At 56.8% G+C, this 22711-nt stretch carries 22 protein-coding genes; 12 read left to right on the top strand and 10 right to left on the bottom strand.

What is annotated here, in order from left to right; translation table 11 throughout:
• Positions 1-154 precede the first annotated feature (154 nt).
• Positions 155-1873 carry a DUF1800 domain-containing protein gene (locus PbB2_RS02390; protein ID WP_108983672.1) on the top strand — a complete coding sequence of 573 codons (1719 nt, stop codon included), beginning with the start codon at positions 155-157 and terminating at the stop codon, positions 1871-1873.
• A gap of 10 nt (positions 1874-1883) precedes the next feature.
• The gene (locus PbB2_RS02385) at positions 1884-3440 is read left to right on the top strand and encodes a DUF1501 domain-containing protein (protein ID WP_108983671.1); all 1557 of its coding nucleotides are present in this window, start codon (positions 1884-1886) and stop codon (positions 3438-3440) included.
• Between the two features lie 137 nt (positions 3441-3577).
• Here PbB2_RS02385 and PbB2_RS02380 read toward each other — a convergent pair whose 3' ends face one another.
• The gene (locus PbB2_RS02380; RefSeq protein ID WP_108983670.1) at positions 3578-4510 is read right to left on the bottom strand and encodes a tetratricopeptide repeat protein; all 933 of its coding nucleotides are present in this window, start codon (positions 4508-4510) and stop codon (positions 3578-3580) included.
• A gap of 124 nt (positions 4511-4634) precedes the next feature.
• On the opposite strand from PbB2_RS02380, the gene PbB2_RS02375 reads away from it, so the two are divergent.
• The 3 genes from PbB2_RS02375 to PbB2_RS02365 all read left to right on the top strand — a co-directional run bounded on the left by PbB2_RS02375 (position 4635) and on the right by PbB2_RS02365 (position 7477).
• Entirely contained in the window at positions 4635-6014 is a 1380-nt protein-coding gene (locus tag PbB2_RS02375; RefSeq protein ID WP_108983669.1) for a leucyl aminopeptidase family protein, read from the top strand.
• Positions 6015-6213: 199 nt separating this feature from the next.
• Positions 6214-6627, top strand: a complete 414-nt coding sequence (locus PbB2_RS02370; protein ID WP_108983668.1) for a MarR family transcriptional regulator — start codon at positions 6214-6216, stop codon at positions 6625-6627.
• Between the two features lie 7 nt (positions 6628-6634).
• Entirely contained in the window at positions 6635-7477 is an 843-nt protein-coding gene (locus tag PbB2_RS02365; RefSeq protein ID WP_108983667.1) for a C40 family peptidase, read from the top strand.
• Between the two features lie 61 nt (positions 7478-7538).
• Here the strand turns inward: PbB2_RS02365 and PbB2_RS02360 are convergent, their stop codons facing one another.
• The 8 genes from PbB2_RS02360 to PbB2_RS02325 form a co-directional block, all read right to left on the bottom strand.
• The gene (locus PbB2_RS02360; protein ID WP_305790426.1) at positions 7539-9119 is read right to left on the bottom strand and encodes an ammonium transporter; all 1581 of its coding nucleotides are present in this window, start codon (positions 9117-9119) and stop codon (positions 7539-7541) included.
• 224 nt (positions 9120-9343) lie between these two features.
• The gene (locus PbB2_RS02355; RefSeq protein WP_108983882.1) at positions 9344-10279 is read right to left on the bottom strand and encodes a tyrosine recombinase XerC; all 936 of its coding nucleotides are present in this window, start codon (positions 10277-10279) and stop codon (positions 9344-9346) included.
• 14 nt (positions 10280-10293) lie between these two features.
• Positions 10294-10986 (bottom strand): DUF484 family protein, encoded by a 693-nt coding sequence (locus PbB2_RS02350; RefSeq protein WP_108983665.1) that lies wholly within the window; start codon positions 10984-10986, stop codon positions 10294-10296.
• A gap of 192 nt (positions 10987-11178) precedes the next feature.
• Positions 11179-11958 (bottom strand): alpha/beta hydrolase, encoded by a 780-nt coding sequence (locus PbB2_RS02345; RefSeq protein ID WP_238164808.1) that lies wholly within the window; start codon positions 11956-11958, stop codon positions 11179-11181.
• 70 nt (positions 11959-12028) lie between these two features.
• Complete coding sequence (locus tag PbB2_RS02340) at positions 12029-12526, bottom strand: RNA pyrophosphohydrolase (RefSeq protein WP_108983664.1); 498 nt, start codon at positions 12524-12526, stop codon at positions 12029-12031.
• On the bottom strand, positions 12523-13830 hold the full coding sequence (locus PbB2_RS02335) for a divergent polysaccharide deacetylase family protein (RefSeq protein WP_108983663.1): 1308 nt from the start codon (positions 13828-13830) through the stop codon (positions 12523-12525). Before PbB2_RS02335 ends, PbB2_RS02340 begins: the two co-directional genes overlap by 4 nt.
• A gap of 90 nt (positions 13831-13920) precedes the next feature.
• Positions 13921-14877, bottom strand: a complete 957-nt coding sequence (locus PbB2_RS02330) for a class I SAM-dependent methyltransferase (RefSeq protein WP_108983662.1) — start codon at positions 14875-14877, stop codon at positions 13921-13923.
• Position 14878: 1 nt separating this feature from the next.
• Positions 14879-15688, bottom strand: a complete 810-nt coding sequence (locus PbB2_RS02325; protein WP_108983661.1) for a TrmH family RNA methyltransferase — start codon at positions 15686-15688, stop codon at positions 14879-14881.
• 252 nt (positions 15689-15940) lie between these two features.
• Here PbB2_RS02325 and PbB2_RS02320 point away from each other — a divergent pair, with 252 nt between their 5' ends.
• Both PbB2_RS02320 and PbB2_RS02315 read left to right on the top strand, forming a co-directional pair.
• Positions 15941-16660, top strand: a complete 720-nt coding sequence (locus PbB2_RS02320) for an OmpA family protein (protein ID WP_192576122.1) — start codon at positions 15941-15943, stop codon at positions 16658-16660.
• A 56-nt stretch (positions 16661-16716) separates the two neighbouring features.
• Positions 16717-17610, top strand: a complete 894-nt coding sequence (locus PbB2_RS02315) for a hypothetical protein (RefSeq protein WP_108983659.1) — start codon at positions 16717-16719, stop codon at positions 17608-17610.
• A gap of 4 nt (positions 17611-17614) precedes the next feature.
• On the opposite strand, the gene leuC is transcribed toward PbB2_RS02315, so the two are convergent.
• The gene (gene leuC / locus PbB2_RS02310; protein ID WP_108983658.1) at positions 17615-19024 is read right to left on the bottom strand and encodes a 3-isopropylmalate dehydratase large subunit; all 1410 of its coding nucleotides are present in this window, start codon (positions 19022-19024) and stop codon (positions 17615-17617) included.
• A gap of 54 nt (positions 19025-19078) precedes the next feature.
• Between leuC and PbB2_RS02305 the strand changes: the two genes are divergently transcribed.
• The 5 genes from PbB2_RS02305 (at position 19079) to leuB (ending at position 22613) form a co-directional block, all read left to right on the top strand.
• Positions 19079-19879 (top strand): exodeoxyribonuclease III, encoded by an 801-nt coding sequence (locus PbB2_RS02305; RefSeq protein WP_108983657.1) that lies wholly within the window; start codon positions 19079-19081, stop codon positions 19877-19879.
• Positions 19880-19884: 5 nt separating this feature from the next.
• Positions 19885-20439: a hypothetical protein gene (locus PbB2_RS02300; RefSeq protein ID WP_108983656.1), complete on the top strand. Its 555-nt coding sequence runs from the start codon at positions 19885-19887 to the stop codon at positions 20437-20439.
• Between the two features lie 39 nt (positions 20440-20478).
• A complete protein-coding gene (gene leuD / locus PbB2_RS02295; RefSeq protein WP_108983655.1) occupies positions 20479-21084 on the top strand; it encodes a 3-isopropylmalate dehydratase small subunit in 606 nt (201 codons plus the stop codon).
• A gap of 99 nt (positions 21085-21183) precedes the next feature.
• Complete coding sequence (locus PbB2_RS02290; RefSeq protein ID WP_108983654.1) at positions 21184-21393, top strand: hypothetical protein; 210 nt, start codon at positions 21184-21186, stop codon at positions 21391-21393.
• A 152-nt stretch (positions 21394-21545) separates the two neighbouring features.
• The gene (gene leuB / locus PbB2_RS02285) at positions 21546-22613 is read left to right on the top strand and encodes a 3-isopropylmalate dehydrogenase (RefSeq protein WP_108983880.1); all 1068 of its coding nucleotides are present in this window, start codon (positions 21546-21548) and stop codon (positions 22611-22613) included.
• The last annotated feature ends 98 nt before the right edge of the window (positions 22614-22711 follow it).

The raw sequence follows: 22711 nt of genomic DNA, 5'->3' as shown, positions 1-22711 counted from the left end.
CCTCACACAAAATCGCCTGACATGTAAAAATCCTGACCTCATTGTTACGCTTTTTTATTGCCTCCTGAGTAATACAGGCGTCTGGTAGCAGGGGTGGGCTGTCTATGCGGGTGTTTTTGCGCGCCCAAGCTCGCTCCGGGTTGCGGGGTTTGTGATGCAGATTCGGTTTATGAAGGTGGCCAGTGCCGCCCTTTGTTTGGGTCTTTTGAGTGCCTGTGGTGGCGGCGGCGGTGGCGGGGATGCTGGCGGTGGTGGAGGTGGTGTTACAACACCGTCACAAGCCTCGGCTGCCGAAACTTCGCGCTTTTTGATTCAGTCCACATTCGGGCCGAACGAGACCGAAATTGAAGCCTTACGCACCTCAAGCTTTAATGCCTGGATCACAGCGCAGCAGGCTTTACCGCTCGGACCATTAGCCCTCGACTATCTCAACACACGGCGCACCGAAATCCGTGCGGCTAATCCCCAGGCCGATGTGAGTGCCAATCAGTTCTATGAGTATTTCTGGCGTGAGGCTGTTACAGCCCCTGACCAATTGCGTCAGCGGACCCGGTTTGCTCTGTCGCAAATCTTTGTCATCTCATTTGCGGACCCGCAAATGAATGCGCGGGGTCTGGCGTCTTATTATGACATGTTGGGCCGTAACGCGTTTGGCAATTACCGGCAACTGCTGGAAGATGTGACATTGCATCCGATGATGGGTGTCTATCTGACCCATATGGCCAACCAGAAGGAAGACCCCAATACTGGCCGGTCTCCAGACGAAAATTATGCGCGCGAAGTCATGCAGCTGATGTCGATCGGCCTGTTTGAACTCAATAATGACGGCACGCTGAAACTCGATGCATCGGGAAATCCGATCCCAACCTATACAGCGGCGGATATTTCAGCACTGGCCAAGGTGTTCACAGGCTTCAGCTGGTATGCGGCGACACCAACCAATTCAACATTTGCTGGTAGCGGACGCAATGATGCGTCATTCGTGACCCCGATGATCGCTTATCCGAACTTCCACTCTATTTCGGAAAAGCGCTTTTTGGGTAAGGTCATTCCTGCGACCACCACACCCGATCCAGCAGGGGATCTGCGGTTTGCGCTCGATACGATCTTTAACCATCCCAATGTCGGCCCCTTTATCAGCCGTCAGCTAATCCAACGGATGGTGACGTCGAATCCAAGTCCGGCTTACGTTAACCGGGTGGCCAACGTCTTTAACAACAATGGCTCTGGCGTTCGCGGTGATCTGGGAGCGGTTGTCCGTGCTGTCCTGATGGATAGTGAAGCCCGCAATATGTCAGCCGGCGTTGATGCCAATTTTGGCAAGATCCGCGAACCGATCATCCGTATGACAGGGGTGATGCGGGCCTTTGGTGCGACCTCGACCAATGGCTTGTGGCCCATCAATTCTACCAGCGCCTCAACCTCGCTTGGCCAATCGCCCATGGCTTCGCCATCTGTATTCAACTTCTTCCGGCCCGGATATTCCCCGCCCAACACCAAGATTGGAGCGCTGGGCTTGGTGGCTCCCGAGATGCAGATTGTCGATGAAGTCACCGTCGCTGGCTACATGAACACCATGCAGACCGCGATCAATACGGGGATCGGCACCTCCAGCGATGTGAGATTGAACCTGACAAAAGAGATGGCTGTGGCCAGTGATCCTGCCGCTCTGGTCGACCGGGTGAATTACCTCCTGACCTACGGCAATATGACCTCTGCCCGCCGTCAGCAAATCATCGACGCCGTTACGGCCGTGGCTATTCCATCCGGCACAAACGTCACGCAGGCCCAGATTGATGCCGCCTTACTTAACCGGTCGAAACTGGCGGTCTATCTGACCGTGGTTTCTCCCGACTACATCCTGCAGCGCTAAGGAGGCGACCATGAAGGATCTACCCCACACGCGTCGTCAATTTCTCGCTACATCCGGGGCTGTCGGTCTTGCTGCACCTGTGGTGACGGCGTTCGGCATGCAATTGGCCGCCTTCAACTCTGCTGCCAGTCAATCGGCGACAGGTTACAAGGCTTTGGTCTGCATCTTCCAGCTGGGCGGCAATGATGCCAATAACACCGTATTGGCCACGGATACCGATTCCTGGAACCGCTATTGGGCGGCCCGCAACACGGGTGCTGATCCGATTGCGCTGATGCCGCCGGGGACGGCAGCCGCCGCTGTTGGTTCAACGTCGCCCGTGACCGGCCGGACCGTGACCGCCGCTTCACCAGAAGCTTGGGGGGGCGTTCTTCCGATCACGCCCCGCACCGCACAGCCAATCCCGGCTGGTACCAATGCCACCTCACGCACCTTTGCCTTCCACCCAATGTTGGCACCCCTGATCCCGGTCTATACCGCAGGTCGTCTTGCAGTGATCGCAAACGTCGGCACATTGGTTGAGCCGGTGACCAAGACTGAATATTCGGCTCGAGCCAAGAAGGTGCCGGCCAATCTTTTCTCACACAATGATCAGCAGGCAGTGTGGCAGGCGGGTCTGACCGAGGGGGTGCGGACTGGATGGGGTGGTCAGTTTGGCGACTTAATGGCCTCCGGCAATGGTGCCAACAGTCTCTATACTGCCATGTCGACTGCCGGAAACGCGGTGTTCCTATCGGGTCGATCAGTGGTGCAATACCAAGTATCTACCGGGGCAACCCCGGCCGTGGCGGTAAATGCCGTGGGTGGGGCCAGCCTGTTTGGCTCCTCGCAAGGGCCGGCCAAGATGCGTGAAATCATTCGCGATACAGGCTTTGTCGCCAATATGGGGGCAGACCACGCCACGATCGTGGGGCGATCGCTCGATGCCTCAGTAACATTGAATGCTGCAGCTGCCGGCACCATTGTTACTGCGATTCCCGCGCCACCGGTTTATCGTAACCCGATCACCAACAATGTGGAAACCAATTCCCTATCGGTTCAGCTACAAACTGTGGCACGAATGATTGCCGCAGCACCCGCTTTAGGGCTGCGTCGTCAGGTGTTCTTCGTCGCAATTGGCGGTCATGATAGCCATGATTTCCAAAACACCGCCCAGCCAAATAATCTGAGTAAGCTGGCGACTGCGATGGCAACATTCGATGCGACCCTTGCGAATATCGGTGGGGTGGATATGCGCAGCGCGGTGACCACATTTACCGCTTCTGACTTTTCGCGGACGTTCAACACCAATGGAGACGGCACTGACCATGCGTGGGGTGGCCATCACCTGATCATGGGTGGGGCCGTGAATGGCGGGGATATATATGGTCAGTTCCCGACTGTCGGGACGGATCTAGGCAGCTTCCGCAATCCAGACCAAACCGGCAACGCCCACATTCCGACCACATCAGTGGATCAATATGCGGCGACACTTGGCAGCTGGTTTGGCGTATCCAATACAGATCTGGGCGTCATCTTCCCGAATTTACGGAATTTTTCCCGTCCCAATCTTGGCTTTATGATTTAAGAGGCCTTTTCCGCATTTGCCTTGAGCTTCATGGCAGATGCGTGCACCTGGCATACATGCGCCGGCTTGAGCCGCTCATCCTTTGGGGTGGGCGGCTCATGTGCGTTAGGGCTGACACACCGCCCTGTTTGATCTGATTAATTGCCAGTTTCCTTGCGGGCTTCGGCCCAGCGGCTTTCGCCACCATTGAGCATGGCCTTCAAATAAGCCACATTTTCAGAGGCCACTTCCGGGGTCAGGTCGCGACTGGCGATGCGCTCGCTCTCGTCGAACCGGCCTTGTAGACCCACAACAAGTGCGAGGTTTTGACGCGTCTGTGGCGGGGCCAACGGGTTTTGATTGGCTCTGCGTAAAAGTGTCTCGGCCTTTGATAAGTCACCGGTCATGGCAACTGACAGCCCATAATTGGTCAGCGTCAAAGCATCGTCTGGGGCAATCTTGAGCGCAGCTTCATAAGCCGTCGCGGCCAAATCGGCTCGGTCGAGTTTGTCATAAGCCACACCCAAGCCATTGTGCAGGCTTGGATCTTTTGGGTTGAGGCTGATTGCCTTTTGAAGCGCTTGAACGGCGGGTTCATTTTGACCGCTCGCCACCAACGCCATGCCTAAAGCAGCCCACAATTCTGGACTTTCAGCTTTAACCTGAATGCCCATAGCAGCAAGTTGGGCAGCCCGTTCAGCCGAGCCGATCTTGCGCAGCGCAATTGAGCCTTCCAGAGCTGCTACATCATCCTTTGGGTTTTTTTCCACTTCGCCGAGCCAGAAGGCGGCCTGGTTGACGAGGTCGAGGTTACGCGCCGCGCGCCGTTGTTCTGGTGTGGCGGGCAAGGCCGCCGCCGCGTCAGGATTGGCTGTCTCAGGTTTGGCTGTGTCTATGGCCGGAGCAGGGCGCGACGTGCGGCCCTTGGCGCGGGTTGGTGGCGCGCCGGGATTGGTTGTGCTGGTCGTTTCCGGCTTTTTGCCAAACAAAGGCAATGCGCCTGCCGGTGTTGAGAGTCCGACGACCGCAGCGGCAGCGACCAATCCAGTCAGCGTTAGACCAATAGAGCGGACAGGGAACTTTAGGCGCATCGGCACGACCTCACGAATCAATGACCCTAAGTATTCGTCAATCTTAGTTAACAAAGGCTCAAGGTCCCGCGAATGCGCGGCAAGCCTCTTTTCAGCGTGAATCTTTCAGCTTAAACACCCGCCTATGCATCCAAACATTGCGCCTGCTGAGGCCACCTTTACCCCGATCCACGCAATCTCTGCCGCTGAATGGCCGGCCTATCTGCAGGGCAAATCGAGTGTGCAGGCAGCCCTAGCCGCACATTATGACTTTAAAGCTCAGGCTGGCCGTGTCCTGCTGGTTCCTGCCCCAGATGGTTCACTCGAGCGGGTTTTGTTCGGTCTCGGTACCAGCCAAGATGCCGCTGTCTATGGAGCCCTGCCAGCGAAGCTCCCCGCTGGGGATTATCGCATCGTGTCGCCCTTGGCGCGCGAGATAGGACATGGAGTTTTGGTTGCCTTTCTGCTCGGCACATATGTCTTTGATCGCTACAAGGCCAAGGAGCCTCGCGCAGCCCGATTGATACCCCCCGTTGGTGCCGATGTGGAAGCGGCCAGCCGGACCGCATTGGCGGTGAAGTTGGGCCGAGATCTGGTCAACACCCCGCCCAATGACATGGGCCCTGATGCGCTCGAAGCTGTCGCGCGTGCGCTGGGTGAGCAACATGGTGCAGAGATCGAGGTGATTACAGGCGAAGCGCTTTTGGCTCAGAATTACCCGCTGATTCATGCCGTCGGCCGGGGTGCGGTGCATGCACCGCGCCTTGTGATCCTGCGGATCGGACGCCCTGACGCTTACCCTCTAGCCTTGGTTGGCAAGGGAGTAACCTTTGACACTGGTGGACTTAATCTAAAGCCCAGCGCAGGCATGGCGCTGATGAAAAAGGACATGGGTGGCGCAGCCTGTGCGCTCGCATTGTTTTCGAGCCTCGCAGAAGCACGCTTGGATGTGCGTTTGTCGGTGTATTTGCCTATTGTAGAAAATTCTATGGACGGCAACTCATTCCGCCCCAGCGATGTGATCCGGGCCCGCAATGGCTTGAGCGTTGAGATCGATAATACCGACGCGGAAGGCCGCCTCATTCTGGCTGATGCGGTGCATCGGGCCAGCGAAGATGGCAATGCAATGATACTGGACATGGCAACTTTGACGGGCGCAGCGCGTGTGGCGCTTGGCCCTGAACTGCCGCCCTTCTTTACTGAGGACGAGGAATTGGCATCCGATTTGGCTGATGCGGCGCGCCAGACCGGAGATCATCTCTGGCGAATGCCATTGTGGCGGGCCTATGAAGACGACCTAGAAAGTCCGATTGCCGACCTCAAAAATTCCGGCGGTCCGTTCGCTGGCGCAATCAATGGTGCTCTATTCATTTCCAAGTTTATCAATCATGGCGACCACAAGCCTATCTGGGCCCATTTTGACGTCTATTGTTGGAACCCAAAAGAAAAGCCCGGTCGCCCCCAAGGCGGGGAGGTTCATGCAGTTCGGGCCATTGAGACCATGTTGCGGAAAAGATTCAACTAATTAGACTCTCTCGACGCGTCCGAGGCAGTTATGCATAAGCTTTTGGTTCGCGGACTCTTTTCTGGTTCAGCAAATCGATTCACCTAGGACGTGTCTGGCTCAAAGTGAACCAGACCATGAGGGATAGGTCGGTCGCCAGACGCCTGTGGACGTGATGTGATCACAGCTTAGTCTGGTCTGATAAGCCAAGGTGGTGAACATGGGCGCAGATCATTTTGCAGGGCTGGACAGACAAGCCCTCAGCCTATGGTTGGATGTCACCTCGCGCTCTGTACAGGCGAATGGTCCAGACTTGACGGCCCGGCAGACCGCGCTGATGCTGATCGTCTATCTTGAGCCCGGGCCTCATACTGTGCGTGGATTGGCTCAACGCCTTAACGTGGGCAAACCAGCAATTGTTCGCGCGATTGACACATTGCAAGATGCGGGCCTTGTCGGGCGCGCCCCGGACCCCAAGGATCGGCGTAACATTTTCGTGGTGGGGACTGAGGCGGGCGCTGCCCATTTATCAACCTTCGCGGCAGCCATGGCCCGTGGTATTGCCCAAATCACCCAAGCCGACCAGGCCGCTTCTTCGGCCATTGGTGCTGAATTGGCCTTAAAGTCAGCCTAAGCAAATCATGCTCGACCCAAACCTCCACCCCTATCGGCCTGATTTGGCCGCTGAATCGCTTCGCGGGCAAGTCGTGTCAGATCGCTTTGTTCAGGCTACCACCTATCAGGTCAGTGCCGGGGTTGCCTCCCTGCGCAAGACAGCAGCCCCAGACGGGGAACAATTGAGCCAGGCCCTGCACGGTGATGTCATCGACATTTATGAAGAAGTTGATGGCTTTGGCTGGGGCCAGATGCGCAGCGATTCCTATGTCGGTTGGTTCGATATGGCAGCGCTGTCGGCCCCGGTTCTGGCGACAACGCACAAGGTCAGCGTTCTGCGCACATATGCATTTTCCGCACCCAGTGCACGGGCTGCCCCTCACTTTCTTCTGAGCCTCGGCGCACACGTGGTTGCAACCGGGCAGCGCGAGAATGGCTTTGTGGCAACCGAGCGGGCAGGCTGGGTGTATGAAGCCCATCTCTCCGGCCTTGAAGACTTCGCCACAGATGCCGTGGCGGTGGCCGAACAATTCCTGCATGCGCCCTATCAATGGGGTGGTGTGGAAAGTCTGGGTCTCGATTGTTCCGGGCTGGTCCAAACTGCCTATAAGGCAGCTGGCCTGCGCGTGCCACGCGATTCTTATATGCAGCGCGAGATTGGGGCACCGATTCACGTCGATGCCTCCCTCAGTGGGCTTCAGCGCGGAGACATTGTTTGCTGGAAGGGCCATGTTGGCCTCATGACGGACCCCGTGCATCTGTTACATGCCAATGGTCATCATATGGCTGTTGCACGCGAACCGTTGGCCGCAGCAGTGGACCGGATTGGGTCTGCCTACGGCCCGATTCTGACAATAAGGCGACTCTAGGGCTAACAAAAAGGCCAGCCACGGGGGGCTGGCCTTTGTCACGATGAAGGCGCTTCAGGCCTTAGAGGTGGTAGGCACGCTCGCCATGCTCAGCAATGTCGAGACCTTCTTCTTGGTCGTCAACAGATGCTTTAAGGCCAATCGTGTATTTGATGATGAAGAAGACGATGGCTGAAGCCACACCTGACCAAGCAATTGTCACCAGCACACCTTTCACCTGGTTCATGACTTGGGTTCCCATTTCGTAGGGCAGCGCAGGGCAGACGGCGAGGATTTTGCCGGCCTCATCAAAGCACTTGGTATAGTCGACGATCCCGGCTCCACCCAAAGCTGGTGAGACAACGATCCCGGTACCAATGGCCCCGATGATGCCCCCGATGCCGTGGATGCCAAAGGCGTCAAGGCTGTCGTCATATTTCAAAGCCGACTTCACCACCGAACAGAAGAAGATACAGGCAGGTGAGACCACCAAGCCTAGGATCAGCGCGCCCATTGGCCCAGCAAAGCCTGCAGCTGGGGTAACCGCAACCAGACCGGCCACAATACCTGAAGCCAAGCCCAGCATAGATGGCCGCTTGCGCGTCACCCACTCATAGACCACCCAGCTAAATCCAGCCGCAGCTGTCGCAATGAAGGTGTTGGCCATCGCCAGTACGGCAAAGTAGTTCGACTCGAGGTTAGACCCAGCATTGAAGCCGAACCAGCCGACCCAAAGAAGGCCTGCGCCAATATAGGTCATGACCAGCGAGTGGGGTGGCATAGGCTCGTTACGATAGCCAGCGCGGGCACCCAGGATGATACAACCCACCAAAGCCGCAATCCCGGCATTGATATGCACGACGGTACCGCCTGCAAAATCGAGTGCACTAAAGCCCCAGATGAGACCGTTGGTATAGCTGTCACCTTGTGCTGACGCTGCAGCCAAGCTGTCAGGCCCGGGCCACCACCAAACCATGTGCGCGATCGGATAATAGGACAGAAGCGGCCACAACACGGCAAAGACGACCACAGCGGCAAATTTCATCCGCTCAGCCACACCACCCAAAACCAGCGCAGCTGTGATGGCTGCGAAGGTCATTTGGAACACGACGAAAACCAATTCAGGCAGATACACACCCGTTGAGAAGGTCGCAACGAGCACCGGATTGCCGTCACCGTCCAAACCTGCCCCTTTCAGGAACAACCGGTCAAAACCGCCAATGAAGCTGTCATAGGCACCGCCCGAGCTGAATGCCAAGCTATAGCCCCACAGCATCCAAGCGATCATCCCGATCACCATCACGGTGGAGACCTGCATCAGCATAGACAGCATATTCTTGGCCCGTACCAGACCGCCATAGAAAAGCGCCAGACCAGGAATAATCATGAGCAACACCAAAAGTGTCGACACCATCATCCAAGCGATATCTGCCTTGTCCACCACCTTTTCCGGCAGTGTTGCTGTCAGTTTGGCTGCAGCAGGTGCTGCTTCTGCGGCCGGGGCTGCAGCAGCAGCGACCGCATTGGCAGCTTCTTGAGCATGCGCGGGCGAGAACAAGCCACTCGCCAGCATGAAAATCAACGCGGCTAGAACAGCAAGGGCCGTCCTAACCAGCACATCGAAGCCAAGCTCCGATCGTGAAAGTGTTGCGATACGTGTCACGTTCGTCGTGCTCCCCACAAGGTTAGCGAGCTTGAGCCTGTGAAGTGCCCAGTCTCCATCCGACCTGCAGGGTTAGAAATTGGTCATAAACGGGCAAGTGTCGGCCTGCCTGTGCCGCAAGATCATGCGCTTTAGCCCATTTTTTGAGCACTGTATTTCGCCCTTGCCCGGAATCAGGGCAGACTCTGTGCTCGGATTTTCATCACTTGGGCTGGTGGGCACGTTCAGGCGCGTGGATGGGCGCGGGAAAACACTGCCATCATTTGGGCGGGGTCAATTTCCATATAGCGCTGGGTCGTGGACAGTGAGGCATGCCCCAAAAGCTCTTGGATCGCGCGCAAGTCCCCGCCCGCTTGAAGAAGATGGGTGGCAAAGGCGTGACGCAAGGCATGCGGTGTTGCCGTTTCGGGAAGACCCAATTGTCCGCGGAGATTGGCCATGGCTGCTTGGACCAGGCGTGCTTTCAGCGGGCCACCCCGTGCGCCACGAAACAAGGGTCCGTCATGTGTGATGGGATAGGGGCATAGCCGGACATAGTCGGCAATTGCGTCGCGGGCCGCCGGCAAGGTTGGGACCAATCGGGTCTTTTGCCCCTTGCCAGTGATGCGCAGTGTTCGCGGCAGAGGATGGTCTTTTCCGGTCAAGGACAGGGCCTCAGAGATCCGCAAGCCACAGCCATAGAGTAAAGTCAAAACAGCGGTATCGCGCGCGCCGATCCAAGCCTGGCTTGCCGTTTCGGCCAAATCAATCAGATCAAAGGCCGCTGCCGCACTTACGGGTCTGGGTGGCGTTGGCTTGAGACGCGGTCCTCGCACCATGCTAAGGCCTGAATTGTTCAAGCCACGCCTGCGTTCAAGATAGCTGAAGAATGAACGTATCCCGGCCAAGGCCCGCGCCACTGACCGATCCCCAAATGGCGTATTGGCTTGTCGACGGCGGGCCAGATATGCCCGCAAATCGCTGGCAGACAGGTCCGCCAGATCCGCCAAAGTTAGGTCCTCGCCGCGATGTTGTACCAGAAAACCTAGAAAGGCATCGACATCGCGGCCATAGGCTTCCAGCGTATGGTCTGCCAACCGACGTTCGTGGGCGAGCCATGCGTGCCACGCGCACCGGGCTTGGGTCAGCCCGTCTGCGCATTCCGTGGACGGTTCAGCCATGCTGGCTGGCTGGGTCACAGCAAACCTTCAGCTGCGAACCGGCCCAGCACACGCTCCAAGACGCGGGCAAAGAAAGTCACCAATTCGCCACCATGGTCGGGTCGGAACGCATCAAGATCGCGGCTTGCGATCGCGAGGATGGCCAGCCTCCTGCTGGGACCAAACTCCAAGCGCGCCAGAGCTTCAGAATGGACCAACTCGCTGCGATCACCATAAAGCCATGCCCGAGGCCGATCGATGGGACCGAGTACGGTGGGCTGATGGGTCGGCACCAGTCGCTCGATGGCAGCGCCTACTTTGTCCAGCGCTTGACTGGCAGCACTTGATTCTGAAACAGCCAACACGCACACATCCGAGGCCAAAGCAAAGGCGACATGACCCGATAGACGCTCGTTTAAATCTTCGGGATCTTGGGAATCCAAGACTGCGAGAATGGCCTCTTGGACACGAATCTGGGCTTCATAATTGGCGCGCGCTGTCTCTACGATGGCGGCAAAACGAGATCGGGCAGCCCGGGTTTCCCGCAGCATACGCTCGCGCGCCAAATCAGCAATCGCGATGACATTACCCGTACTGGGTTCGGCCGCAATCCGGTTCAGAAGCTCTGAATCTTCACGGACAAAGCCCGGATTTTGCATCAGGAAATCACGAATGAGGTCCAGATCTAGGTCAGGTTCAGCAATCAGTGCGGCGTCTTGGTAAGCCATAGGCAGGAAGGATCCGGGTCAGATTTGTTTGTCCCAGCATCATGACGTGAACAAGGTGAATAGGCGGTTACGGAAATCGCTTCATTTGATGAATTTCTGCACATGATGCAGCACGTGATTTGCCCATCACTGCCTATCGAGCTGCATGCCGAACGGGCCGCCTATCTGGTGGAACCCCCCATGAGCGTCGCCTCACAAGCCCTTGCGGTGCAGCCAGTCACAAACGTCGCCCACCATATCGACGGTTCTGGGTTCATCGATAATCCAATGGGCCGCTCCGTCATACTCGCGGTAGTCGCCACCAATTCGGGCATATTTTTGCGCCACTTTGCGCACGGCTTGTATGACGGTGGCCCGGTCTTGGACTGCGCCGATGGTGAGTATCGGACACGCAATGGCTTGCTCATCAATCACGGCGATGCGGTGCGGGTCAGTCATTGGCTTACCCAGATGTTGATAGACCAGACCTGAATCGTACAAGGCACTGGCATAGATGTCGTGATGGCGAGCGGCAGGTACCTGATTAAGCACCCCCCAGCGGAAACCCGTCTTCCAGACCTTGTAGGTTTGACGCGGATCGCCCTTCAGGACGATATTTGCAAAGGTGAACAAAACGCGCAGGTCTTGCACCTGACAATCAACCGGCTGAGCTGGGGTTACCAGCACTGCAGCCTTGCCGACACCCTGTTCAGCCAGTTTCTGGACGATCAAACCGCCCATCGAATGGCCCATTAGTACTGGCTCTTCCCCCGTTGCGCGTTCAATTGCCAAGGCCTCGGCTTTGGCGGCTTCGACATAATCATGTAGGCCCAAGGTCGCCAGTTGACCGGTTGGATTTTCCTTGACCCGAAATTGAGGAAAAAGCGTAGGTGTATAGGGCGTCCAGCCACGTGCTTGCATCAAGGGTGCCACGACAGACCAAGCATCCCCACCACAGCCGACGCCATGGATCATCAAGACCGGCTTTTCCAACGGGCATCTCCTTTACGCCGTTCGCATAATTTGCAGAAGACTAGATCAAGCCCGAGGCTAGGAAAAGGTCTTAGCCCGCGGCCAGATGACCGAAATCCTGCACAATCTGCCGATAGACATCGCGTTTGAATGGCACCACCAGATCGGGCAGAGTTTCTAGCCGCTCCCAGCGCCACGCATCAAATTCAACCTGCTTATGAGCATTGAGCTTGACGTCCCGGTCAGAACCAAGGAAGCGCAGGGCGTACCAGATTTGGGCCTGACCCTTGTTGCGGCGGTATTTGCCGCGTTGCATTTCGGGTGGGAAGTCATAGGTCAACCAGGCTTGTGTATGGCCAATGATGGAGACGAGAGCTGGACCAATGCCGGTCTCTTCGCTCAATTCCCGCAGTGCGGCTGCTTCGATATCTTCATGTCGGTCAATTCCGCCCTGAGGTGCTTGCCACGCATGCTGGCCGTTGAAGCCCTTGCGCTTTCCGATCCAGACCAGCCCCCGCATATCGAACAGCAGAATGCCAACATTGGGCCGATAGCCTTCAGGGGGTGCCGGAATGGATTCAGTACTCATGACGTAACCGCAGATGCCGGGGCGAGGACAAGCCCACGCCTGGTGGCATCCTTGGCCCAACGCGCAATCTGGTCAATCGTTACACTGTAAGCCACGCCAAATCCCAAGGCCGACCCACGTTGATTGGCCATGGCTTCCAAGGCCCCCAATTGGGCTGCAATGTCGTCACTGGATGGTCTTTGATCGATTAAGCGGTCTGCTTGGGCATTGCGGAGGCCGGCGGAATTGGCCACAGCGTCGAGCTGGTTGGCAGAACCGTCAGCGATGAATGCCAGACCCCGTCCGCGCAATTGTCGCATGACTGACCCGCTTGCATCGCCCGCAGATGCAAACTTCGCCCCGAGATAATTGGTGACGCCAAAATAGCCAGTCGCGCGCGACAGCAAATATTCAAGACGCCTTTGATTTTCCTCGGCCGAGGCTGTGGTCAACAACGTATGCGGGCCGGGGTCGTTATCAGGATAATCGTAAGGTTCCATCGGAATTTCGATCAGCACCTCATGGCCATTGGCGCGTGCCTTATTGATCCAGCCCTGTAGATTGTCGGCATAAGGAACAAAGGATAGCGTGACTTCGGCCGGCAGTTCGTCAATGGCGCGCTGCGTCACCCGAGCATTGAGACCAAGCCCGCCGACAACCAAAGCGACTTTTGGCTTGCCCGGATCTGAAAACGGTTTGCGATAGACATCAAACACCGTGCGATTGCCACTGCCGATAATCGGCAACAAACCATTCGGCCCTTGTTGATGTACCCCCGCTGCTGGGGCGGGCGTGAGGGCTGCAGCCCGCTGTCCGCGATAAACTTGCACCCCATTTTCGGCTGATCCTGGTCCGAATTGGGCTGCCATGATCCTGGCCGAGCCGCTTACTGGTGGGATTTGTGGGGCTGCGGCAGCTGCGGCAGCGCCGGTCACCACAGGTTCTCCCCGTGCACGCGCCTCTTCAGCCAAACGTGCAGCCTCGGCTTCGCTCAAAGCTTGGTTGGTCTCACCCGGTGTTGTTGGAGGTGGGGTTCCTGGCAACCAGGGCGTCATGCCCCCTCCTGGCATCCGCCAAGCCATCAAATTCTCAGGCAGACCCTCATCACCAGTTTGTGTCGCGACTGTTTCAGGCGGCTTGGCTGTGGCAGCTGCAGCACGTGGCACCTCCAGCACGGCGCTGGGACCGGCATCTTGGGCGTTGCCAAATGCCTGAATCGCGCCCGCGCCCAGGCCGAGGGAAAGACATAATGTCGCCAGACTCAAGCCAGCATGCTTGAGACCGACAGCAAGAGGTTTGGCAGTTAAGGTTTGTGTCGCGGCCATGGTCACAATCGGTCCAGTTGGACCTGATTCCCTGACTTGCTTCGGTTAACGATTCTGAAACGCCCAATTGGATTTTTCAGAATGTTGCATTCATTTTTGACGACTTGGTGGTCCAGACCAACGAGCGAAAATCGCTGTGGGCAGCAGTCGGCCTGAATTTTGTTCGACCAAGGCCATTTCCCCCGCTTCGATTTGGCCTGGCCGCTGGTCTAGGGCTGCAGCCAAACCGTTTTCGAGCGCCAAGAAGCTCAGGCGCACCGCATAGACTGTTGCCACCAGAAACAGTGCGTCATCTTCTAGCAGCTCAGCACAGGCGGTGAGGAGGCGATCAAGCCCCTCTTCCAACTTCCAGATTTCGCCGTTGGGGCCTCGCCCATGTTTGGGGGGATCCAAGATAATGCCATGATAGCGATTACCGCGCCGAATCTCACGCTCCACAAATTTCAGCGCATCATCGACGATCCACCGGATTGGCCGATCGTCCAGTCCGGCCAGCGCCTGATTTTCACGGGCAAACCCTACCGCCTTTTTTGACGCATCCACATGGGTGACTTGTGCTCCTGCAGCTGCGCAAACCAGACTGGCAACGCCAGTGTAGCCGAACAGGTTCAAGATTTTCGGTGCCGTTCCTCCTCCTGTTACACGTTGGCCAATTAGGTCTCGGCACCAACGCCAATGCACCGATTGTTCTGGGAACAGACCCAAATGGCGAAACGGGGTGCAACGGGCATGGAAGCGGATCCCGCCCCAAGACACGGGCCAAGTCTCTGGTACGCGGCGCACGAAGCGCCAGCGGCCCAATTCCTCACTGTCTTGACCAGAAAATGCTGCGTCATAGACCCATTCTTTGTCGTGCAGGCGGCGGGGCCACAGGGCCTGACTGTCCGGCCGCATGAAAACATAAGGGCCCAGGCGCTCCAACTTATGGCCATCACCAGAGTCCAAAAGCGCATAATCGGTCCAGTCATCAGCCAGCAGGACCGGTGCCAGACGTGTACCAGCGGGCGCGATAGCTGTTTCGGATGAAGCATGTGGTTTCTTGACCATATCAGTCCCGTGCGCCCTTGAAGCCCTTTTGTCGCCAAATCTCATACGTTGTCACGGCTGTAGCAATGGCCAGATTGAGGCTGTCTGCCCGGCCTGCCATGGGCAATCGCACCAGCACATCGCACGCTTCGGCCCAATTATCGGGAATACCAGACTGTTCATTGCCCATTAAAAGCACTGTGCGCGCGCCGAAGTCGGTATCAGTATGGCGTGTCGAACCCTTCAGAGAGGTGCCGGCCATCGTAAAGCCATGGGCTTTGCGCCAAGCGTCAAATGCATCAAACCCGGCCTTTGCCACCGGCGCAGAAAAAATCGAGCCCATGCTGGCGCGCACCGCCTCAACAGAGAAGGGATCACAGCTTTCTTCCAACAAGACCACGCCACCTCCTCCGACTGAATCCAGTGTACGCAGAATCGTTCCGAGATTGCCGGGATCGCGAATACGTTCGAGCGCGATGATCAGGCTGGCCTGCGCCAAATCTTCCAAATTGGTTAGTCGTTGCCGGAACAGCCCGATAACTGATTGAGCATTGTCGCGTTTGGCCACGGCCTCCAGCACGCGATCCGAAACTCTGGCAACCCGCGCCCCAATACTCAATGCTTGATTAGCCAGGGCCTGTACCGCTGGGCGCGTTTCGGCCGCCGCGGAAAACAATAAGGCATCCAGATGCCAGCCCAATGCCAGCCCTTCGCCCACATGACGGGCACCTTCTGCCAGAAAAAGGCCGGTTTCGGTGCGTGCCTTTTTGCGGTCAAGCGACTTGGCAAGCTTGACCAGCGCGTTTTGCGGACTTGTGACGTCGAGGATCATGGCCCCTCTTAGCGCACAATTGCCCCAACGGGAGTGTGAACACGGCAATCTGCTGCGTTTTTTGCACGTCAGGCGCGAGTTGGCTTGCTTTGTCGGGTCAGGAAAACCAAAGTATTGGCTCAAAAATCAGACTTTCTGAAGGTGCTGTTGCTGTCATGGGCATGAGAAAACCTTCAGGATCATTGAAATGGCATGTCATCCATGGTGAACCACCGCAATAGCTTACCAGTTTATCTGCTTGGGAGTCTGTGTTTGGCTATTTTGATGTGGGTGACCTATCAAAAGCTCGACCGCTTGCAGGAAGAAAGCCGGATTCTGGCCCAAAAGGGATTGGCGACATCTGGCTATGATTATATTTCCGCCGAGACACGCGATAGCCGCTTGGTGGTGCAGGGATTTGCGGTTGATGCTGCCACGGCGCAGGCCGCCTGTGATGCCGCCGTCGGGGCGATTGTTGGTCGCATTGGGTTGCCCGGCGCGTTTGCCAGTGTCGATTGCGCGCTGATCCGCTACCCAGCCGGTTCAATAGGCGGGGTGTCGACGACAAACGCCAAGCCGTTGGATGCCGCGCAAGCCAATTGTCAGAGCCGATTGGATGCAGCTGGCAAAAGCGGAATAATCCAGTTTGAAAAGGGTAAAAGCGTGGTCTCGGCTGGCCAATCTGTCCTGGACCGGGTTGCTGAAGCTGCGAAATCCTGCGGCGACTATCAGATCGAAATTGGTAGCCATACCGATACAGGTGGTCCGGCAAATTTGAATCAAGCCCTGTCTGAAACCCGTGCAGCGGCTGTCCGTCAGGCGTTGATTGCCAAAGGGGTTCCCGCCAACCAGGTCACCGCTAAGGGCTATGGCGAGAGCCAGCCCCTCGTTAATGACTTTCCAGACGGCAAAGGTGATGTTCCAGGTCAGCCTGACACCCCGTTGCGCCAGAAAAACCGCCGGATTGAGTTTCGGATTATCGCAGATAACTAACAATCATCACCCCCTCCGGTCGGCCCCGTCAGGTCGGCAAGTCAAGGACTGAAACCATGTTTGTGTTGAGCCAAAGCATTCTGATCGTTCTGATCGCGGCGGCCATTGGTGCCTTTTTGATGCGCGTGTTTATGATGGGCCGCGCTGGTGGGGCTGACCAAGACGATGCGTTGGTCGCTCTGCGCCAAGAACGTGACGAATTGAAACGACAATTGGCCAATGGGGCAAGCCAGGCGCTGAATGATGCCATTCTTACCCGCAAAAATGCTGCCTTAGAGGCTGAACTAGCCGAATTGCGGATGCGTGCCGATGAGCTCGCTGCGGCGAATGCCAAACTGCGTGACGTCGAGCCCGTTGATGAGGATATTGCGGCACTCAAGTGGCGTAACAAGTATCTTGAGGCGCGGGTTTTGTTCTTTGAAGGTCGCGATGGCGATGCGACCGTTGACGTGCCGCCCATGCCCGAAACCATGACCACGACCCGGCTGACCCGCAGCGTGGATGATCATGCAGAAGAGCTGCTGGCTCGCTTGGATGATGAAGATCAAGCCGGGGCGACTGCTGCGCCTGCTCAAAGAGAGGTTGCCGCCGAGCATCAGGTCAAGCCTGCCCGTAAGGTTCGTTTGAGCAATGCTCATTTCGTTCCTTCCAGCTTGGCCGATCTAAGCCCAGAAGCCCTTGAACGACTGGTAGCTGAAGCTGGTCCAGGTAAACCGCCTGCGCGCTCACGGCGTCGGGCCAACCCTGATGATTTGCTGGCGATTGATGGGGTGGGGCCGAAAAACCAAGCTTGGCTTAATGAGCAGGGTATCTATTACTACTACCAGATTGCCACCATGACGGCTCCGGAAATTGCGTGGCTTGCCAATAATTTGCCTGCGTTTGGCAGTCGGGTTTACCGGGAAAACTGGGTGGCCCAATGCACTGCGCTGGCGCGTCAAGCAGCATAGAGCCTTATAGGAAATCACGTACGTCTGTGAGACGGCCCGTCAAAGCAGCCACAGCCGCCATGGCCGGGGAAACCAGATGCGTGCGTCCGTCGCGGCCTTGGCGTCCCTCAAAATTGCGGTTTGATGTCGACGCGCAGCGCTCAAACGGTGCCAAACGATCGGGGTTCATCCCAAGACACATGGAACAGCCCGGTTCCCGCCATTCAAACCCTGCTTCCAAAAAGATCGTGTCGAGCCCTTCATCTTCGGCCTGATGGCGAACAAGGCCAGAGCCGGGTACAATCATGGCCCGTACCCCTTGGGCGACCTTTTTTCCCTTCACCAATTGGGCAACCACGCGCAAATCTTCGATCCGGGAATTCGTACAAGAGCCGATGAAGACGCGCTGGATAGCCAGATCGGTCATTTTCTGGCCTGGGGAGATACCCATATAGGTCAAAGAGCGACGTGCTGTGTCCCTCTCGATCGGGTCGGCAACATCATCGGGGTCCGGGGCCACACCATCAATTGCCACAACCTGTTCGGGACTTGTGCCCCATGTGACCAGTGGGGCGATCGATTCTGCGGGAATCTCCACGATCTGATCAAATACCGCATCAGGGTCACTAAACAGCGTCCGCCAATAAGCCACCGCTTGGTCCCAAGCGCCTGCTTTGGGTGCTGATGGCCGCCCCTTTAGATAATGAAATGTCACCTCGTCTGGGGCAATCAAACCCGCGCGAGCCCCAGCCTCAATCGCCATATTGCAAAGGGTCATGCGCCCTTCGGCCGATAGACTCTGGATGGCAGAGCCCTGATACTCAATGACGTGGCCGGTACCCCCAGCCGTGCCGATGCGGGCACAAATGGCTAATGCGATATCCTTTGCCCCAACACCCGGAGCCAGCTTCCCCTCAACCCGCACCGCCATATTCTTCATTTTGCGTGCGCGCAAAGTTTGGGTTGCCAGAACATGTTCAACTTCGCTGGTGCCAATGCCATGAGCCAACGCCCCAAAGGCCCCATGGGTGGAGGTATGGCTGTCGCCGCACACAATCGTCATGCCCGGCTGTGTCCGGCCCTGTTCGGGACCAACGACATGGACAATGCCGTTGCGGATTTCCCCCATCGGGAAGAACGTGATTCCATGCTCGGCGACATTTCGGGATAGGGTTTGTAATTGCAGACGGGCTTCAGGATCAGCAACGGCATCCACGCCCGCGGCTTGGTTTTCTGTGGGCGTGTTGTGATCGGCGACGGCCAATGTCAAATCGGGCCGACGCACCTTGCGGCCAGCAGCTTTCAGTCCGGCAAAAGCCTGCGGCGTGGTCACCTCATGGATCAGGTGCAAATCGATATAGAGGAGGCTGACCCCGTCGGCATCCGTGGCTACAACGTGGCTATCCCAGATTTTGTCATACAGTGTCTTGCCCATATTCTGCGGCTTAGCGCACTTTCCCATTTGGCCCAAGTCGCTTAAGCCAGTGCTATGACACGACTTTCAGTAGCCACTTGGAACATTAATTCGGTTCGCCTGCGCGCGGGGCTGGTAAAGCGCTTTGTTGAAGAGCACCGCCCTGACGTTGTCTGCCTTCAGGAAATCAAATGCCGCGACGGGGAATTTCCCAGCGCCATCTTTGCCGAGATGGGGCTGCCGCATCTGCATATTCGTGGCCAGAAGGGCTGGCATGGGGTGGCGATTGCCTCCCGCTTGCCGTTGGAATCGGTCGAAGAGCCGAATTTCTGTCGTCATGGCGAGGCACGTGTGGCGGCCGTGCGTGTAGCCGGTGTGACCATTCACAACCTCTATGTGCCAGCCGGCGGTGATGAACCCGATACGGCCATCAATCCTAAATTTGATCACAAGCTATCTTTCCTTGATCGAATGGAGGCCCATTACCGCGCCCGGAACGCGGCTGATCCCCTGGTGGTGGTTGGTGACCTCAACGTGGCACCGGGTGAGCATGATGTTTGGGGACATAAGCAGTTATTGAATGTGGTCAGCCATACTCCAGTGGAGACCGAAGCCTTGGGCCGGATCATCGCGGCAGGCGATTTGGTTGACCTGGGACGTGTGGCAGTCCCGGCTTCTGAGAAGCTTTTCTCATGGTGGAGTTATCGGTCACCTGACTGGACGAAGAATGATCGCGGGCGCCGTCTGGATCATATTTGGGCCAACCGCGCATTTGCACCCTGCTTTGTTCCCGAGACTTTTGTTATTCACAAATCTGCGCGGGCTTGGGAAAAGCCCAGTGATCACGTACCCGTGGTGGCGGCATTTGAGGTTTAGGAGCCATGGCAAGACAACAAGGTTCGGGCATGTTGGTGCCGTTCATCATTATCGGGGCTACCCTGTTCGGCCTTGGCACATGGCAAGCGCTCAAACCTAAGCCAGCTGAGGTTAATCCGACTTTCACTGCGCCTGAAAATCCGCGCACGTTGCAGGCTCCGCCTCTGCCGGACGCGGGGAAGGACGCGGCCCAACTTGCAGCCGAGGCTGGGGCGACTGACAGCGAGGATCAGACGATATCGGTCAAAGTAAGCGACGCGCCTTGGATGAAAGCGATCATGTCCAGCGTGCTGGGTGAGTTTCGCGCTACTGTCGTCAAGGCGCTTCAACAAGAACAGGCAAACGGGAGCCTCAATTGCAGCCCTGTGCTGGGGACGCTGACAAAGGACCAGGTGCGGGAATTAGAGGATGTAACCTGCACCGATAAGGAAGGTGCGGTCGTGACCGGCAGTTTTGACCCTGATGGCAATGGTCGATTAGAAGTCAAAGACCCTGCCGGTCAGACAGTTGTGATCGAAAAATCCAGTGGCTCCTTTACGATACGGACCGATAACCCATAACCACAGCGCAATTCTGATCCCTCGACAGGACCTGACACCATGAAGAAATTTACCCAACTGACCGGCCATGCAGCGCCACTGCCCGTGGCCAATATTGACACCGATCAAATCATTCCCAAGCAGTTTTTGTCGACGGTTGAGCGCACAGGTCTGTCGCGCGGGCTGTTCTTCGATATGCGGTTTCAGGCAGACGGATCCCCCAATCCTGATTTTGTTTTGAACCAACCGGCCTATCAGGGGGCGAGGATCCTCATCGCCGGGCCTAATTTCGGTTGTGGTTCATCGCGCGAGCATGCGCCCTGGGCCCTGTTAGACTATGGCATCGAATGCGTGATTTCAGCGTCTTTTGCCGACATTTTTTTCAATAATTGCTTCAAGAATGGGGTTCTGCCGCTGGTGCTTGATCCGGCTGTGGTGGATGATTTGATGGCTCAAGCCAATGGCCAGAATGCCAAGTTTGATATTGATCTGGCGCGGCAAACCCTAACGAGCCCTGCGGGCCATGTTTACCATTTTGAGATTGATCCCGGCCGCAAAAAGGCGTTGCTGGAAGGCTTGGACGAGATTGGCCAGTCGCTTGTGCAGCAGCATCAGATTTCTGACTATGAACACAAAAGAAAGTTAATGACCCCCTGGTTGGGCTAGGGGCTTCAAAAAACTTCGATTAAAATACTTTTCAATTCCATTCATATCTGCTTAACATCCGTTACCAAACTCTTAATGGTAGCGGAGAAGGGCAGATTGATGCTCGAGCATTTCCTCGATCCAGGCTTCTTGCAGGGGCTTGCCGCCTTTTTAGGGCCGATTGCGGTGCTGATTGCCCCGACCGAAGAGATTGAGGCGATGATTTTCGACGGCTATGGTGCGGAAGTCGAAGAAGAGGTGGTGATCGACACTGTGGAGATCGCCAATGAAGATGGCCCTGGGCCGCTGAGCCATCGGGACGCCGCCTAAGTCTTAGCAAGTCTTGAATCCAGACTGCCTGCGCCGCAAGCCGCCTTTTCTATCTGCATCCGCGTTCGCTGATGTCTACAAAGACCCCTTGATTCTGCTTGTCTGAGCGGTCATGGCCTTGGGTTGTGATCCCACCCAATTGCGAGGCCGCCATGACTAATCAACTTCTGCTTTTGCCCGGTGACGGTATCGGCCCTGAGGTTATGGCGGAGGTTGAGCGTGTGCTTGACGTGTTGGTCGCCCGGCATGGCCTGCAAGTCTCAGTTGAGACCGCCTTGTTTGGGGGGGCAAGCTTTGACATTGACGGTGTGCCGATATCTGAAGCCACGATTTCAAAGGCGAAAGCTGCGGATGGCGTCTTGATGGGGGCAGTTGGGGGGCCGGCATGGGCCAACGTGCCGCGCGACCTCCGCCCGGAGATGGGCTTGCTGCGGCTGAGAAAGGCCATGGATGTCTATGCCAATCTTCGACCGGCCCTGTGCTTTCCTGCGCTCGCAGATGCGTCGGGGCTTAAGCGGGCGCTTGTTGAGGGGTTGGACATTGTTTTCGTGCGTGAATTAACCGGCGGGGTTTATTTTGGTACCCCGCGTGGGATTGAGACTTTGCCAGATGGGACACGTCGTGGGTTCGACAACCAAGTCTATACTACCGACGAGATCGTAAGGGTTGCCAGGGTCGCCTTTGAATTGGCCCGTAAGCGCTCCAACAAAGTCACAAGTCTGGAGAAATCCAATGTGATGGAATCGGGCTTGCTATGGCGGCAGGAAGTTACCGCATTGCACGCCAGCGATTATCCAGATGTTGAACTCGAACACATGTACGCCGACAATGCCGCGATGCAATTAGTTCGTGCGCCCCGCCAGTTTGATGTGCTTTTGACCGACAATTTGTTTGGCGACGTGCTGTCGGATCTGGCGGCGGCGTGTACTGGCTCCATTGGGCTGTTGCCATCGGCAGCTTTGGGGGATGCTGGTAAGCCCGGCCTCTATGAACCGATCCATGGTTCTGCACCCGATATTGCCGGACGCGGCCTCGCCAATCCAATCGCGGCTATTCTGTCGTTGGAAATGATGCTGCGCTGGTCGCTTCAAGAAACCCAATTGGCCGATCTGCTGGCTCAAGCGGTTACACATGCGCTCGATTCTGGTGCCCGCACGGCTGATTTGGGTGGCAGTTTGCCGACGACTGAGATGGGAAAGGCGATTGTCGCCGCACTTTAGTTTCGGCTGGGTGACTTAAGGTAAGTCTAGCCTGGGTTTGTTTTGAGATTGATGGGTCGATTTGCTCACTAAGTGTTGCGAAATGGCAACTGCATGCG

The organism is Candidatus Phycosocius bacilliformis, assembly GCF_003112735.1.
Taxonomy (GTDB): Bacteria; Pseudomonadota; Alphaproteobacteria; order Caulobacterales; family Aquidulcibacteraceae; genus Aquidulcibacter; species Aquidulcibacter bacilliformis.
The sequence above is the reverse complement of the archived record's forward strand: the minus strand, read 5'-3'. Positions and strand labels throughout refer to the sequence as shown.

Bases quoted from the DNA above. Each gene is read 5' to 3' on its own strand.
- PbB2_RS02375 (WP_108983669.1), top strand. From the start codon at position 4,635: ATGCATCCAAACATTGCGCCTGCTGAGGCCACCTTTACCCCGATCCAC.
- leuB (WP_108983880.1), top strand. From the start codon at position 21,546: ATGACTAATCAACTTCTGCTTTTGCCCGGTGACGGTATCGGCCCTGAG.
- PbB2_RS02380 (WP_108983670.1), bottom strand. From the start codon at position 4,510: ATGCGCCTAAAGTTCCCTGTCCGCTCTATTGGTCTAACGCTGACTGGA.
- PbB2_RS02305 (WP_108983657.1), top strand. From the start codon at position 19,079: ATGACACGACTTTCAGTAGCCACTTGGAACATTAATTCGGTTCGCCTG.
- PbB2_RS02365 (WP_108983667.1), top strand. From the start codon at position 6,635: ATGCTCGACCCAAACCTCCACCCCTATCGGCCTGATTTGGCCGCTGAA.
- PbB2_RS02300 (WP_108983656.1), top strand. From the start codon at position 19,885: ATGGCAAGACAACAAGGTTCGGGCATGTTGGTGCCGTTCATCATTATC.
- PbB2_RS02370 (WP_108983668.1), top strand. From the start codon at position 6,214: ATGGGCGCAGATCATTTTGCAGGGCTGGACAGACAAGCCCTCAGCCTA.
- PbB2_RS02330 (WP_108983662.1), bottom strand. From the start codon at position 14,877: ATGGTCAAGAAACCACATGCTTCATCCGAAACAGCTATCGCGCCCGCT.
- PbB2_RS02325 (WP_108983661.1), bottom strand. From the start codon at position 15,688: ATGATCCTCGACGTCACAAGTCCGCAAAACGCGCTGGTCAAGCTTGCC.
- PbB2_RS02355 (WP_108983882.1), bottom strand. From the start codon at position 10,279: ATGGCTGAACCGTCCACGGAATGCGCAGACGGGCTGACCCAAGCCCGG.
- leuD (WP_108983655.1), top strand. From the start codon at position 20,479: ATGAAGAAATTTACCCAACTGACCGGCCATGCAGCGCCACTGCCCGTG.
- PbB2_RS02335 (WP_108983663.1), bottom strand. From the start codon at position 13,830: ATGGCCGCGACACAAACCTTAACTGCCAAACCTCTTGCTGTCGGTCTC.
- PbB2_RS02350 (WP_108983665.1), bottom strand. From the start codon at position 10,986: ATGGCTTACCAAGACGCCGCACTGATTGCTGAACCTGACCTAGATCTG.
- PbB2_RS02340 (WP_108983664.1), bottom strand. From the start codon at position 12,526: ATGAGTACTGAATCCATTCCGGCACCCCCTGAAGGCTATCGGCCCAAT.
- PbB2_RS02385 (WP_108983671.1), top strand. From the start codon at position 1,884: ATGAAGGATCTACCCCACACGCGTCGTCAATTTCTCGCTACATCCGGG.
- PbB2_RS02290 (WP_108983654.1), top strand. From the start codon at position 21,184: ATGCTCGAGCATTTCCTCGATCCAGGCTTCTTGCAGGGGCTTGCCGCC.
- PbB2_RS02390 (WP_108983672.1), top strand. From the start codon at position 155: ATGCAGATTCGGTTTATGAAGGTGGCCAGTGCCGCCCTTTGTTTGGGT.
- PbB2_RS02315 (WP_108983659.1), top strand. From the start codon at position 16,717: ATGTTTGTGTTGAGCCAAAGCATTCTGATCGTTCTGATCGCGGCGGCC.
- leuC (WP_108983658.1), bottom strand. From the start codon at position 19,024: ATGGGCAAGACACTGTATGACAAAATCTGGGATAGCCACGTTGTAGCC.